Here is a 13,106-nt window from a genome sequence, read left to right as displayed (position 1 = left end):
GGCTGGAAGTTGGGTACGAGACCGCCGCGTGTCGGCGAAGATCCTGGCAGTGGCCGGTGTGGCGATCGCCGGCACGGTGGTCACCGGCGTGCTGAGCCTGGTCGGCATCGCGCAGCTTCAGGACACCCGCGAGCGCGAGGTGCAGCGGGCCGTCCCGTACATCACCAACCTGAACTCGGCCGCCCTCTCCGCGAAGGCCGCGGCCAACGACGAGCGCGGCTATCTGATCGCCGGCGACGTCAAGTTCCGCGACGAGGCGCTGGGCCGCAAGGCGAAGGTCGACGAGGGACTGGCGGCGGCCCGCGGGCTGGGCGACCCGGCCGAGCAGGCCACCATCGACCAGATCAAGAGCAAGACGGACGCCTGGTTCGCCGCGGTGGACGCGGAGTTCAAGACGTACGAGACCGACCCCAAGGCCGCCGTGGACGCCGCCATGGGCCCCAACCGCGACCTGCGCAAGGCCTACGAGACGGCGATCAGCGACGAGCTCAAGCGGGCCGACGAGAAGCTGCTGGCCGGCAAGGAGTTCGACTCCACCGTCACCACGACCCGGACGGTCGTGTTCGTCGCCCTGGTGATGGCCGTGGCGCTCGCGATCGCACTGGCGCTCGCCGTGTCCAAGATGATCCTGGGACCGCTGCGCCGGGTGTCCGGCGTGCTGGACGCCATGGCGTCGGGCGACCTGACCCGCGACGCCCAGGTGGACCAGCGGGACGAGCTGGGGCAGATGGCCGGCAACCTGCGGCGGGCGATGACGACGCTGCGCGAGGCGGTCGGCGACCTGGCCCGGCACTCGAACGAGCTGGGTACGGCCGCGGACTCGCTGGCCCGCACCAGCCGGGAGAGCGCGGCCGGCGCGGAGGCCGGTGCGCGGCAGGCCGGTTCGGTGGCGGAGTCCGCGGCCCTGATGTCGACCAACATCCAGACCGTCGCCGCCGGCGCGGAGGAGATGGGCGCGTCGATCCGCGAGATCGGCGAGAGCGCCACCCAGGCCGCCGGGGTCGCCTCCCGGGCGGTGGACGTCACCAAGGCCACCTCCGGCGTGATGGCCAAGCTCGGCGAGTCCTCGATGGAGATCGGCAACGTGGTGAAGGTGATCACCGCGATCGCCGAGCAGACCAACCTGCTGGCGCTGAACGCGACGATCGAGGCGGCCCGGGCCGGCGAGGCGGGCAAGGGCTTCGCCGTGGTGGCCTCCGAGGTCAAGGACCTGGCGCAGGAGACGGCGAAGGCGACCGAGGACATCGGTCAGCGCGTCGCCGCGATCCAGGCCGACACCACCGGCGCGGTCACCGCGATCGAGGAGATCACCGAGATCATCGCCCGGATCAGCGACTTCCAGACCACCATCGCCTCGGCGGTGGAGGAGCAGAGCGTGACCACGAACGAGATGAGCCGCAACGTCGCCGAGGCGGCGACCGCGGGCGGGCGGGTCGCCTCGACCATCACCGAGGTCGCCCACTCCGTGCAGCTCACCACCGTCGGCGTCGGTGAGGCCGACCGGGCCGCCGGTCAGCTCGCCGAGATGTCGACCGATCTGAAGCGCATCGTGGACCGCTTCGTCATCTAGCCGGTGGCCGGGCGTCGGGGCCGTCGCCGGTCACCTGGCCGGCGTCGGCGCCCGGTCCGGCGAACAAGCGCTCCTCGTCCAGCGCCGAGGTCTGCACCACGAGCACGTCGCAGACCGCGTTCTTCACGACGCCGCCGGGCACCGACCCCAGGAGCTGGCCCTGGCTGGCGCCCAGCCCGCGGTTGCCGACGACGATGAGGTTCGCCGGGTTCGCGCCGACCGTGTCGAGCAGGGCCTGGGCCGGATCTCCGGCGACCAGCCGCTGTTCGATGTAGCGTGCCCGCTCCCGGGTCAGGCCGGTGACCGACTTCTCCAGGGCCTCGCGCGCGGCGTCGACGCCGTAGAGGTCGCGGTGCGTCCCCTCGGCGGGCGCGGCGGCCGCGGCGGCGTCACCCTCGCGGTAGGCCGTGACGACGACCAGCTTCGCCTGGGCCGCCTGCGCCACCTCGGCGGCGCGGTCCACGGCGTACAGGCTGGTCGGGGTGCCGTCGGAACCGACCACGACCCGGTCGTACACGGTGATGCTGCGCTTGCTGCCGAGCGGGACGATCGGGGACTCGTCCGCCTCGTCGGGCGGGTTGACCCACAGCATCGCCACTGCGCCGATGGCCAGCAGCACGCCGGCCAGGGTCATCGCGTTGCTGCCCCGGCTGTCGAGCAGGTGGTTGTAGATCCAGCCGAAGGTCACCGTCTCGATCAGCATCGGCACGACGATCATCATGTTCAGGATGCCCATGTAGACGCCCGTGCGCGTGGCCGGCACCATGCTGGCGACCATCAGGTACGGCACGCCGACCGCGCTGGCCCAGAAGATGCCGAGGCCGATCATCGGCACCAGCGCGACGTACTGGTTGTCGATGCGGGCCAGCCAGATCAGCGCCACCGCGGCCAGGGCGAGGGCGATCGCGTGCACCCGCTTGGCGCCGAGCCGCTGCGCGAAGCCGACCAGGAACAGCGCGGAGATCATGGTGACGAAGTTGTACGCGGCGTTCTCCAGCCCGCTCCAGGCGATCGCGTCGTCCCACGCCGGACCGCCCTGCTCGGGCGTGGCGCCGAACACCGTCTCGCCGAGACTGACCGCCAGGAACTGCCAGTAGACGAACATGGCGTACCACTGGAAGAGGAAGACCACACCGATCTTGTGCATGGCGATCGGCATCGCCTTGACCGCGTCCTTGATCTCGACGACCGCGTGGTGCACGCCCTTGGGCGCCGAGCGGATCGCCGCGAGCTCCTCGTCCGACGGGGTCAGTTCCTTGGTGCGCGCCATCGCGGTCAGCACCGTGAGCAGGATGCACACCGTGCCGATCATGAAGCAGACGTACATCCAGTAGGGCACCCCGTTGCCGGCGGTCTTCTCCAGCGCCGACACCTTCTGCAGCAGGAACAGCGACAGGTTCGCCAGCACGGCGCCGGCGCCGGTGAACATGCTCTGGGTCAGGAACCCGCGCGCCAGCTGGGACTTGGGCAACCGGTCCGAGATGAACGCCCGGTACGGCTCCATCGACGTGTTGTTGCCGGCGTCGAGCAGCCAGAAGCAGATCACGGCGATCCAGAGGATGCCGACGAACGGGAACACGAACAGGATGATCGCGCAGAGGATCGCGCCGGCGGTGATGAACGGGCGGCGGCGGCCCCAGCGCGGATGCCAGGTGCGGTCGCTGATCGCGCCGATCAGCGGCTGGATCAGCAGCCCGGTGACCGGCCCCGCGAGGTTGAGGATGGGCAACTGGTCGGGATCGGCCCCGATCAGCAGGAAGAGGGGGTTCACCGCCGACTGCGTGAGGCCGAAGCTGAACTGCACCCCGAAGAAGCCGAGGTTCATCATCAGCAGGGCGGTACCGGTCATCAGCGGCCTGCGTTCGGCCTGGCCCGCACCGGCCGAGACGGACTCCGTCGTGGTAGCGGTCATGGCGACCCCTCCGGGCTGTGTGATCCATGTCACCTGCGACTCGACGCTAAGCCCGGCCTGAGGGGGTCGCAACAGATGTCGATGCGTACGGCGGCGTCGCCGCACATCGTGGAGGATGCGGCCGCCCGGATGGCGGCCCGGCGCGAACGCGGTCACCATGAGGTCGGTCGACACGGGAGAGGAGACGGCCGTGAGCGAGTGGAAGACCATCGTGGTCGGCGTCGACGGATCGCCCGGCAGCCGCAAGGCGCTGAACTGGGCCGCCGCGGAGGCCGCGGACCACGGTGCCGATCTGGTAGTGGTCAACGTGTGGGAGCACACGCTGCTGCCGCCGGCCGGCAACGTCAGCGTGTCCGAGCGGTACGTGCCCGACCCGAGCCAGCGTACGGCCGAGGACCTGGTTCAGGTGATCAAGGAGGAGCTCGGCGAGCAGCCGCCGGTGCTCGTCAAGCCGCAGGTCAAGCAGGGCCGGGCCGCCAAGGTGCTGATCGACGAGTCGGCGGGCGCGGACCTGCTGGTGGTCGGCAAGCGCGGCCACGGCGGCTTCGCGGGCCTGGTGCTCGGCTCGGTGAGCCAGCACGTCGCCGCGTACGCGAACTGCCCGGTGACCGTCGTCCGCTGACGCGGACGACGGTCTCGCGGAAGCTATGCGGTGCAGGTGTCGAGGGTGTTCTGCAGGGCGGTCTTCTCCGACGACTGCAGGGTGAGACCCCAGTGCGACTTCACGGCGATCCACATCTTGGCGTACGTGCACCGGTAGCCGCTGGCCGGCGGCAGCCAGGTGGACGGGTCCTGGTCGCCCTTGGCCTGGTTGACGTCGTCGGTGACGGCGATCAGCTGCGGTCGGGTGAGGTCGTTGGCGAAGCTCTTGCGCTTGCTCGTGCTCCAGGAGCTGGCGCCCGAGCGCCAGGCCTCGGCCAGGGCGACCACGTGGTCGATGTCGACGTCGGAGGCGGCGGTCCAGGTCGCGCCGTCGTACGGGGAGTACCAGCGGCCGGAGGTGGCGGCACAGGCCGAGTCTGTGGTCACGGAGCTGCCGTCGCGCTTCAGGACGGTCTCGCGGGTGTTGCAACTGCCGCTGACGGTGCTCCAGTGCGGGAACAGGTCGCGCGAGTAACCGCTCATCGAGCCCTGTGCGGCGACTGTCAGCGCGTCGAGCTGGGCCTGGGCGGTGGCCTTGCCGGGAATGCCGGGTGGCGTGGCGGATGCCGGCGCGGCGGCGATGCCGACGGTGGCCACTGCGGCTGTCACGGTCGCGGCGAACAGGGTCGTACTTCGGCTCATGGCCGGCTCCCCTCGGAGTCTCAGCGGTGCCGTGATCGGCACCACCTGAGGTATAGGTGGGAGTCAGTGTCGGCCGAAGTGTTGCTCGTGTGAACATCTCATTGCGGTCGTACGACGAATAACCGCTGGTGGCGGCGTCGGCGAAGGTGGCCGCCAGGTGACAGGAGCGTGAACTAGCCGACCGCGGTCTCCGTGGTGCCCGGCGGCTCGCGGTCGGGAGTCGGCTCCCCCGACGGATGCTGCACGAAGTAGCGGACGGCGGTGTTCAGCACCGCCAGCAGCGGTACGGCGATCAGCCCGCCGATGATGCCCGCGACCACGATGCCGGCCGCGATCGCCAGGATGACCGCGAGCGGGTGCAGCGCCACCGCCCGGCCCATGATGAGCGGCTGCAGCACGTGCCCCTCGAGCTGCTGCACCGCGATGACGATCGCCAGCACGATGAGCGCGCTGACCGGGCCCTCGGCGACCAGCGCGACCAGCACGGCGACCGCTCCGGTGAGCGTGGCGCCGACCACCGGGACGAACGCGCCGAGGAAGACCAGCGCCGCCAGCGGCAGGGCCAGCGGGATGCCGAGGACGAACAGCCCGATGCCGATCCCGGCCGCGTCCACGAAGGCCACCAGGACCGTCGCGTGCACATAGGACACCAGGGTGTGCCAGGAGTAGTGGCCCGCCCGGGCGGTGGGGACGCGGGCTTCCCGCGGCAGCAGCCGGCACAGGAAGGACCAGATCTGGCGGCCGTCGCGAAGGAAGAAGAACAGGGTGAACAGGACGAGGAAGAAGCCGGTGACGACCTCGCCGAGCGTGGCGGCGGTGCTCAGCGCGCCGGAGGTCAGCGTGCCCTGGTTCTCGCCGATGGCCTGCTGCGCACGCTCGACGTACTGGCTGAGCTGGGCGTCGGTGACGTGCAGCGGCCCGCGGGCCAGCCAGTCCTGCACCTCGTCGATGCCGTCGCCGACCTGCGCCGACAGGGTGTCGATCTGGCTGATGAAGGTCCGGACGATCAGGCTCAGCCCGCCGAACACCAGCAGCAGCGCGGCGACGAGCACGAGCGCGGCGGCGGGCGAGCGCTTCATGCCCCGCCGGGTGAGCGCCGCCGAGACCGGCTGGAACAGCGCGGCCAGCAGCACCGCGACCACCACCGGGATGACGACCACGCGCAGCAGCGACACCACCCGCAGGAACAGGTACGCGGCCACGACCAGCAGGATGAACCGCCAGGCCCAGGCGCCGGCCGTCCGCACCGCGCGGGGCAGGACCTCCTCGCTGTGCGACGGAGGTTGCACCACGACGACGGGCGCGGCCGAGTCCTGCAGCTCCGGCCCCACCACGAAGGGTGGCGGGGCGTTGCGGGTGGCCGCGGCCGCGAGCCGCTGGCGGGCCCGCTCCCGGATCGATCGGGTCCAGGTCATCGGGCACACCTCCGGTCGGCAGCCGGCAGCGCGCCTACCGGGTGATCCCTACCTGCCCGGTTCGGAAACTGTTCACTCCCGCCGGACGGCTCAGGGCGCGTTGTGCACGAGGACGAACACCACGACGATCCAGGCGGCGGCGATCGTGAAGCTGAGCGGAGCGACGAAACGGCGCATGGTGATGACTTTCCGGCGAGAAGCGGCAGGGGAGAGGTGCGCACCGGGAAGTCGCGGCCGGCACCCTGCTCCGTCGCGGCGCGGCACGACAGCACCGGGCCTCGTGCGGATGCACGAAGCCGCGCGGGGCAGGGGAGCGGGGTGGGTTGGCGTCAGCGGGAACGGCGCTGACGAGCGGCCCGGCCACGACTGGGAGGATCGCTATCTCGCACAGCGATCACCTCCGTCGGTCGTGCGGGCATTCGTGAACCGCCGACGAGCGTACCGCCTGCCGGCAACGGGGGAAGCCGCAACCCGCCCGTGTCGTGGACCACGTGCGCCCGGTTCCGCCTACCGGGTGGTAACACCTAGTCTGCGAGCGGTTCGTATCCCGCAGACGGCGGGTGTTCGCGTCCCGTAATCGGCGAGTAGAGGAGCAGCGCGTTGGCCCGCACCGTGTTGGTGACCGGAGGTAATCGCGGAATCGGCCTGGCGATCGCCCGCGCGTTCGCGAAGCAGGGCGACAGGGTGGCCGTCACGCACCGGGGCAGCGGCGCCCCCGAGGGACTGTTCGGCGTCCAGTGCGACATCACCGACGGCGCCGCCGTCGACGCCGCCTTCGCCACGGTCGAGAAGGAGCTGGGACCGGTCGAGGTGCTCGTCGCCAACGCCGGCATCACCGACGACACGCTGATCATGCGCATGTCCGAGGAGCAGTTCACCCGGGTGCTGGACACCAACCTGACCGGCGCGTTCCGCTGCGCCAAGCGGGCCAGCACCAAGATGCTGCGCGCCAAGTGGGGCCGGATCATCTTCATCTCCTCCGTCGTCGGCCTCTACGGCGGGCCGGGCCAGGTGAACTACGCGGCGAGCAAGGCCGGCCTGGTCGGCATGGCCCGCTCGATCACCCGGGAGCTGGGCGGCCGTAACATCACGGCGAACGTCGTCGCGCCGGGCTTCATCGACACCGAGATGACCGACGTGCTGTCCGACGCCCGCCGGGAGGAGATCCTCAAGGCCATCCCGGCCGGGCGGCTCGCGGCTCCCGACGAGGTGGCGCAGGCGGTGACGTTCCTCGCCGGTGACGGGGCGGCGTACATCTCGGGTGCGGTCGTGCCGGTCGACGGCGGCCTCGGCATGGGTCACTGACCCCCGACTTCAGGAGAGAGCGTGTCTGGACTGCTGGCCGGCAAGCGGCTGCTCATCACCGGCATCATCACCGACGCGTCCATCGCCTTCGCGGTGGCGAAGCTGGCCCAGGAGAACGGCGCCACCGTCGTGCTGACCGGGTACGGCCGGCTGTCGCTGGTCGAACGGATCGCCAAGCGGCTGCCCGAGCCCGCCCCGGTGATCGAGCTCGACGTGACGAACCCCGAGCACCTCGCCGGGCTCGCCGGCAAGGTGCGCGAGCACGTCGACGGGCTGGACGGCGTGGTGCACTCGATCGGGTTCGCCCCGCAGAGCTGCCTCGGCGGCGGATTCCTGGACGCGCCCTGGGAGGACGTGGCGACGGCGCTGCAGGTGTCGACGTACTCGTACAAGTCCCTGGCCACGGCCTGCCTGCCGCTGATGGGGGCGGGCGGCAGCGTCGTCGGGCTGACGTTCGACGCGACCAAGGCCTGGCCGGTGTACGACTGGATGGGCGTCGCCAAGGCCGGGCTCGAGTCGGCGTCCCGCTACCTGGCCCTGCACCTGGGCAAGCAGGGCGTGCGCAGCAACCTGGTGTCGGCCGGGCCGCTGCGCACCATGGCGGCCAAGTCGATCCCGGGCTTCGAGCAGTTCGAGGAAGCCTGGGCCGACCGGGCGCCGCTGGGCTGGGACCTGACCGACCAGGAGCCCACCGCCCGCGCGGTCTGCGCCCTGCTCTCCGACTGGTTCCCGGCCACCACGGGGGAAATCATCCACGTCGATGGGGGCTACCACGCCCTGGGAGCTTGACAAACCGCCAGGTAAGTTCGTCCGGTGGCGTATGACGCGTTTGTGCTGCTGTCCTTCGGGGGGCCCGAGCAACCCGACGATGTGATGCCGTTCCTGCGCAATGTGACGCGGGGGCGGGGCATTCCGGAGGAGCGGCTTGCCGAGGTGGCCGAGCACTACTACCACTTCGGTGGCGTCTCACCGATCAACCAGCAGTGCCGGGAGCTGCTCGCCGCGGTGCGGGCCGACTTCGCCGCGAACGGGGTCGGCCTGCCGGCGTACTGGGGCAACCGCAACTGGCAGCCGATGCTCGCCGACACCGTGGCGCAGATGCGTGACGACGGCGTCACCTCGGCCCTCGGCTTCGCCACCAGCGCGTACGGCGGGTACTCCTCCTGCCGGCAGTACTGGGAGGACATCGCCCAGGCCCGGGCGAAGGTCGGCCCCGGCGCGCCGGCGATCACCAAGCTGCGGCAGTTCCACGACCACCCGGGTTTCGTCCGGCCGCACGCCGACGCCGTCCGCGCCGCCCTCGCCACCCTGGATCCCGCCCGCCGCGCCACCACCCGGCTGGTCTTCACCGCGCATTCCATCCCGGTGTCGATGGCCGCGACCGCCGGGCCGGACGGCGGCCGGTACGAGGCGCAGCTCCAGGAGACGGCCGCGCTCGTGCACGCCGCCGCCGCGCCCGAGCTCCCCTGGGACCTGGTGTGGCAGAGCCGTTCGGGCCCGCCGCAGGTCCCGTGGCTGGAGCCGGACGTCAACGACCACCTCGAGGTGCTCGCCGGCAAGGGCGTCACCGACGTCGTGGTGAGCCCCATCGGCTTCGTCTCCGACCACCTCGAGGTGCTCTGGGACCTCGACAACGAGGCCCGGGACACCGCGGGCCGCCTCGGCCTGGGCTACGCCCGCGCGGCCACCCCCGGCACCGACCCCCGGTTCGTCTCCATGATCACCGAGCTGGTGCGCGAGCGGACCGGCGGCGTCGCGCGCGAGCGGCTCGGTACGCTCCCGGTCTGGGACGAGTGCCAGGCCGGCTGCTGCCCGGCGCCGCAGAGACGAGGAACTCCATGACCGAGCGCAAGGCCATCGAGAGCTGGCTCACCGACATGGACGGCGTGCTCGTCCACGAGGGTGAGCCGGTGCCCGGCGCGCCCGAGTTCGTCAACCGGATGAAGGCGTCGGGCAAGCCGTTCCTCATCCTCACCAACAACTCGATCTACACACCGCGGGACCTGCAGGCCCGGCTCGCCCGGATGGGCTTCGACGTGCCCGAGCGGTCCATCTGGACGGCGGCGCTGGCGACCGCGCAGTTCCTCGCCGACCAGCGCCCGGGCGGCACGGCGTACGTGATCGGCGAGGCCGGGCTGACCACCGCGATGCACGCGGCGGGCTACGTCCTGACCGAGTTCTCGCCGGACTACGTGGTGCTGGGCGAGACCCGCACCTACAGCTTCGAGTCCATCACCAAGGCGGTCCGGCTGATCAACAACGGCGCCCGCTTCATCTGCACCAATCCGGACGCGACCGGCCCGTCCACCGAGGGTGCGCTGCCGGCGGCCGGGTCGGTGGCGGCGATGATCTCCAAGGCGACCGGGGTGGAGCCGTACTTCGTGGGCAAGCCCAACCCGATGATGATGCGCTCGGCGCTCAACGTCATCGGCGGGCACAGCGAGAGCACGGCGATGATCGGCGACCGGATGGACACCGACGTGCTGTGCGGGCTGGAGGCCGGGCTCGAGACCATCCTCGTGCTGACCGGCATCAGCACCCGGGCGGAGAGCGAGCGGTACCCGTACCGGCCGTCGCGCGTGGTGGACAGCGTCGCCGACCTGATCGGGGAGATCTGAGCGTGACGCGACGACCGGGTGACGCCGAGGCGCCGGAAGCCACCGTCTCCGCCGAGCATTTCCTGGGGCTGTACCTCGCCAAGGACGACCCGTGGGACAACGCGACGAAGTGGGACGACCAGCGCAAGTACGCGGTCACCCTGGCGAGCCTGCCCCGGGCCCGCTACCGCAGCTGCTACGAGCCCGGCTGCGCGATCGGGGTGCTGACCCGGATGCTGGCGCCGCGCTGCGACGAGATCCTCGCCGTCGACTGCGTCGACGCCGCCGTGGACCAGGCCCGCGAGGCGGTCCGGGATCTTCCGCACGTACGGGTCGAGCGCGCCATGCTGCCCGCCGGTCTGCCGGACGCCACCTTCGACCTGGTCGTCGTGGGCGACCTGCTCTACTACCTGTCCGCCGAGGACCTGGACGCCCTGATCGACGGCCTGGTGGCCCGCCTGGAGCCGGAGGGGGACCTCGTCGCCGTGCACTTCCGCGACCGGTTGCACGGCGGCAGCTACGACGGCTTCAACGTGCACGCCGCGCTGGCGCGACGCCCCGGGCTCGAGCGGCGGATACGCCACGAGGACGAGTGGTTCGTGCTGGACGTGCTGCGGCGGGTGTCCTGACGCACCCCCGCCGGCGCTAGGCTGCCCGCATGGCTGAGGACCTCGCCGAGCTCGTGCAGGAGGTGCTCTCGTCGATTCCGGCCGGGTGCACCTGGCTGTTGCCGGTGACCGGCCCCGGCGGCGAGGTCGTCGACTTCACGGTCGCCGCGACCAGCGACCGGGTGCAGGACGTCCAGCACCGGGGTACCAGCCGGCGGCATGCCCGGCTCGCGGAGCTGTATCCGACGATGGTCGGCGGTCCGCTGTGGAACCTGTACCACCGGGTGTTCGCGGACGGCGTCCCGGGCGAGCTGACCGACTTCGTCTACGAGGACCACACCGCCGGCGTGGTCGCCGAGTCGCACTTCGTCGTCAGCGTGCACCGGGTGCTCGGCGGGCTGATGGTGTGGTGGCAGCGCTCGGACGAGACCCGGCGCCGGATGGAGCGCACCGAGCTGCTCGGCAGCCTCGGCTGGGTCGAGTACGACCTGGTCACCGGGCGCACCGACTGGTCGCCCGGCATGTACCGGATCTACGAGCGGGATCCCGCGCTCGGGCCGATGAGCCGCACCGAGCAGGCGGCCGCGATGCTCGCGGAGGACCGGGGGATCGCGGAGACCGCCTGGCAGACCCTCGACACCGGCGCGACCTCCGACGTGACCGTGCGGTTCCGCGTCGGTACCGGGGTGCGGCACATGCGCATCCTCTCGGACGCTGCCCGCGACGCCGCCGGAGCCCCGGTGAAGATCTACGCGGTCGTCCAGGACGTCACCGCGCGGGAGGACTCCCGGTCGGCGATCCAGCGGCTGGCCGACACGTTGCGGACCCGCGAGATGACCGCGCTCGCCGAGCATCGCCTCGCCGGCCAGCTCCAGCAGCTCATCCAGCCCGTACCGGCGGAGCCGATCTCGCTGCCCGGGCTGGAGGCGGTGGTCGGCTACCTGCCCGCGGAGAAGGCGGTCCGGGTGGGCGGCGACTGGTACCACGCGCAGACGCTGCCCGGCGGGCATGCGCTCCTGGCGGTGGGCGACGTGGCGGGGCACGGGCTGGAGGCGGCCAACGGGATGGCCCACCTGCGGTTCGCGCTGATCGCGTGGCTGTCCATCGGCATCCACGACCCCGGCACGCTGCTCGGGCACATGAACCGGCTGTGCGTGCAGCTCGGGCTCACCGGCACGGCCGTGGTGGGCCGGCACGACCCGGTGGCCGGGCGCCTGTCGTGGGCCCGCGCCGGGCACATCCCGCCGCTGTTGGCCCGCGCCGGGACGGCGACCGAGCTGCCCCTGCCGCCGGGACTGTTGCTCGGCGCCGATGCCGACGCGCGCTTCCCGGTGGTCGAGGTGCCGCTCGAGGAGGCCGACCTGGTCCTGCTCTACACCGACGGCCTGGTGGAACGCCGGGGCGCCGGCTCCAGGCGTGCGGACGTCGAGCGGCACCTGTCGGCCGTCTCGGCGAACCCCGGCACGGACCCGCTGGTCCGGCTGCGCGGCCTGCTGCACCTGGCGAACCCCGACGACGACACGTGCCTGCTCGCCGTACGCGTCAGATCCTGAGCGGTCAGAGCCGCAGCCGGATGCGCACCCGCGTGCCGTCCTCGACGGCGGCGGTCTCGACCTCGTCGCAGACGTGGGCGACGATGGCCAGCCCGCGGCCGCCCAGGGCGTCGGCGGCCGGCATCGGCCGTCCCCACTCCCGCAGCGGCCCCTGGTCGACGACGTCGCAGACGACCATGCCGGGCTGGGCGAACACCCGCACCCGGCCGCTTCCCGCGGTGTGCTGCAAGGTGTTGGTGGCCAGCTCGCTCACGGCCAGCACGAGCAGCTCGGCCCGCGCGTCGCCGAGACCGAGCGCGACCGCCCGGGCGGCGACGAAGGCGCGGACGGTGCTGAGGTCCGCGGGCTCGTGGTAGGCGAGCGAGTCGGCGACGAGCGGCGGGTCGAAGACCGGATCAGCCATGGTCGGCCTCCCGCGCACCGCTCTCGGCAGGCGGAGCCAGCAGCTGGGCCACCCCGGTGATCTCCAGGACGGTCGCGACCGGTCCCCGGGCGTTGACCACGTGCAGCCGCCCGCCGGCCCGCTGCGCGGCGTGGTGGGCGGTGACCAGCGCGTGGATGCCGCTGGAGTCGACGAAGGTGACCTCTTGCAGGTCGACGATCACCAGATCGGCGCGGTCGACCGCACCCAGAAGCAGCTCGCTGAGCCGGTCGCGGCCTTCGAGATCGCATTCCCCGGCCAGGGCGAGCACGAACCGGCCGGGAGCGGTGGTGGTCGTGGCCTCGAAGCGCGCCATCGTGGTCGAGCACCCTTCGTTTCGGCGATGGGAAGGACCCCGCACATCATGCCATCGACGCGCCCCTTCGGCGCAGACTGTACGGCTTGAGCGTTAGGCCCGCCGCACTGTCCAGCATGCCCCGG

General features: G+C 71.7%; 13 protein-coding genes. 8 read left to right on the top strand and 5 right to left on the bottom strand.

The annotated features are described in order from the left end of the window. The first annotated feature begins 28 nt into the window (after positions 1-28). Positions 29-1,570: a methyl-accepting chemotaxis protein gene (locus IEY99_RS09535; RefSeq protein ID WP_189201501.1), complete on the top strand. Its 1,542-nt coding sequence runs from the start codon at positions 29-31 to the stop codon at positions 1,568-1,570. On the opposite strand, the gene IEY99_RS09530 is transcribed toward IEY99_RS09535, so the two are convergent. Next, on the bottom strand, positions 1,563-3,482 hold the full coding sequence (locus IEY99_RS09530) for an MFS transporter (RefSeq protein ID WP_189201499.1): 1,920 nt from the start codon (positions 3,480-3,482) through the stop codon (positions 1,563-1,565). The two genes, IEY99_RS09535 and IEY99_RS09530, sit on opposite strands and share 8 nt — an antisense overlap. A 190-nt stretch (positions 3,483-3,672) precedes the next feature. Between IEY99_RS09530 and IEY99_RS09525 the strand changes: the two genes are divergently transcribed. Then, on the top strand, positions 3,673-4,104 hold the full coding sequence (locus IEY99_RS09525; protein WP_189201497.1) for a universal stress protein: 432 nt from the start codon (positions 3,673-3,675) through the stop codon (positions 4,102-4,104). 23 nt (positions 4,105-4,127) lie between these two features. Here IEY99_RS09525 and IEY99_RS09520 read toward each other — a convergent pair whose 3' ends face one another. Continuing rightward, positions 4,128-4,766 carry an HNH endonuclease family protein gene (locus IEY99_RS09520; RefSeq protein WP_189201495.1) on the bottom strand — a complete coding sequence of 213 codons (639 nt, stop codon included), beginning with the start codon at positions 4,764-4,766 and terminating at the stop codon, positions 4,128-4,130. A 173-nt stretch (positions 4,767-4,939) separates the two neighbouring features. Further along, positions 4,940-6,181: an AI-2E family transporter gene (locus tag IEY99_RS09515; protein WP_189201493.1), complete on the bottom strand. Its 1,242-nt coding sequence runs from the start codon at positions 6,179-6,181 to the stop codon at positions 4,940-4,942. A gap of 600 nt (positions 6,182-6,781) precedes the next feature. Between IEY99_RS09515 and fabG the strand changes: the two genes are divergently transcribed. The 6 genes from fabG to IEY99_RS09485 are packed head-to-tail and all read left to right on the top strand — an operon-like array spanning position 6,782 to position 12,244. Next, a complete protein-coding gene (gene fabG / locus IEY99_RS09510) occupies positions 6,782-7,486 on the top strand; it encodes a beta-ketoacyl-ACP reductase (protein ID WP_189201491.1) in 705 nt (234 codons plus the stop codon). A gap of 21 nt (positions 7,487-7,507) precedes the next feature. Next, positions 7,508-8,275 carry an enoyl-ACP reductase FabI gene (fabI, locus tag IEY99_RS09505; protein ID WP_189201489.1) on the top strand — a complete coding sequence of 256 codons (768 nt, stop codon included), beginning with the start codon at positions 7,508-7,510 and terminating at the stop codon, positions 8,273-8,275. Positions 8,276-8,299: 24 nt separating this feature from the next. Beyond that, complete coding sequence (locus IEY99_RS09500) at positions 8,300-9,328, top strand: ferrochelatase (RefSeq protein WP_189201487.1); 1,029 nt, start codon at positions 8,300-8,302, stop codon at positions 9,326-9,328. After that, on the top strand, positions 9,325-10,104 hold the full coding sequence (locus IEY99_RS09495; protein ID WP_189201485.1) for an HAD-IIA family hydrolase: 780 nt from the start codon (positions 9,325-9,327) through the stop codon (positions 10,102-10,104). Before IEY99_RS09500 ends, IEY99_RS09495 begins: the two co-directional genes overlap by 4 nt. Before the next feature lie 2 nt (positions 10,105-10,106). After that, the gene (locus IEY99_RS09490) at positions 10,107-10,712 is read left to right on the top strand and encodes an SAM-dependent methyltransferase (protein WP_189201483.1); all 606 of its coding nucleotides are present in this window, start codon (positions 10,107-10,109) and stop codon (positions 10,710-10,712) included. Positions 10,713-10,741: 29 nt separating this feature from the next. Continuing rightward, complete coding sequence (locus IEY99_RS09485; RefSeq protein WP_189201481.1) at positions 10,742-12,244, top strand: PP2C family protein-serine/threonine phosphatase; 1,503 nt, start codon at positions 10,742-10,744, stop codon at positions 12,242-12,244. 4 nt (positions 12,245-12,248) lie between these two features. On the opposite strand, the gene IEY99_RS09480 is transcribed toward IEY99_RS09485, so the two are convergent. Both IEY99_RS09480 and IEY99_RS09475 read right to left on the bottom strand, forming a co-directional pair. After that, on the bottom strand, positions 12,249-12,647 hold the full coding sequence (locus tag IEY99_RS09480; RefSeq protein ID WP_189201479.1) for an ATP-binding protein: 399 nt from the start codon (positions 12,645-12,647) through the stop codon (positions 12,249-12,251). Beyond that, positions 12,640-12,981 (bottom strand): STAS domain-containing protein, encoded by a 342-nt coding sequence (locus IEY99_RS09475; protein WP_189201477.1) that lies wholly within the window; start codon positions 12,979-12,981, stop codon positions 12,640-12,642. The genes IEY99_RS09480 and IEY99_RS09475 overlap by 8 nt, the downstream gene beginning before the upstream one ends. Positions 12,982-13,106 lie beyond the last annotated feature (125 nt).

The organism is Couchioplanes azureus, from assembly GCF_014648355.1.
Taxonomy (GTDB): Bacteria; Actinomycetota; Actinomycetes; order Mycobacteriales; family Micromonosporaceae; genus Actinoplanes; species Actinoplanes azureus.
The sequence above is the reverse complement of the archived record's forward strand: the minus strand, read 5'-3'. Positions and strand labels throughout refer to the sequence as shown.

Coding starts and splice junctions, on each gene's coding strand:
- IEY99_RS09530 (WP_189201499.1), bottom strand. CDS start 3,482: ATGACCGCTACCACGACGGAGTCCGTCTCGGCCGGTGCGGGCCAGGCC.
- IEY99_RS09520 (WP_189201495.1), bottom strand. CDS start 4,766: ATGAGCCGAAGTACGACCCTGTTCGCCGCGACCGTGACAGCCGCAGTG.
- IEY99_RS09515 (WP_189201493.1), bottom strand. CDS start 6,181: ATGACCTGGACCCGATCGATCCGGGAGCGGGCCCGCCAGCGGCTCGCG.
- IEY99_RS09495 (WP_189201485.1), top strand. CDS start 9,325: ATGACCGAGCGCAAGGCCATCGAGAGCTGGCTCACCGACATGGACGGC.
- IEY99_RS09485 (WP_189201481.1), top strand. CDS start 10,742: ATGGCTGAGGACCTCGCCGAGCTCGTGCAGGAGGTGCTCTCGTCGATT.
- IEY99_RS09480 (WP_189201479.1), bottom strand. CDS start 12,647: ATGGCTGATCCGGTCTTCGACCCGCCGCTCGTCGCCGACTCGCTCGCC.
- IEY99_RS09475 (WP_189201477.1), bottom strand. CDS start 12,981: ATGGCGCGCTTCGAGGCCACGACCACCACCGCTCCCGGCCGGTTCGTG.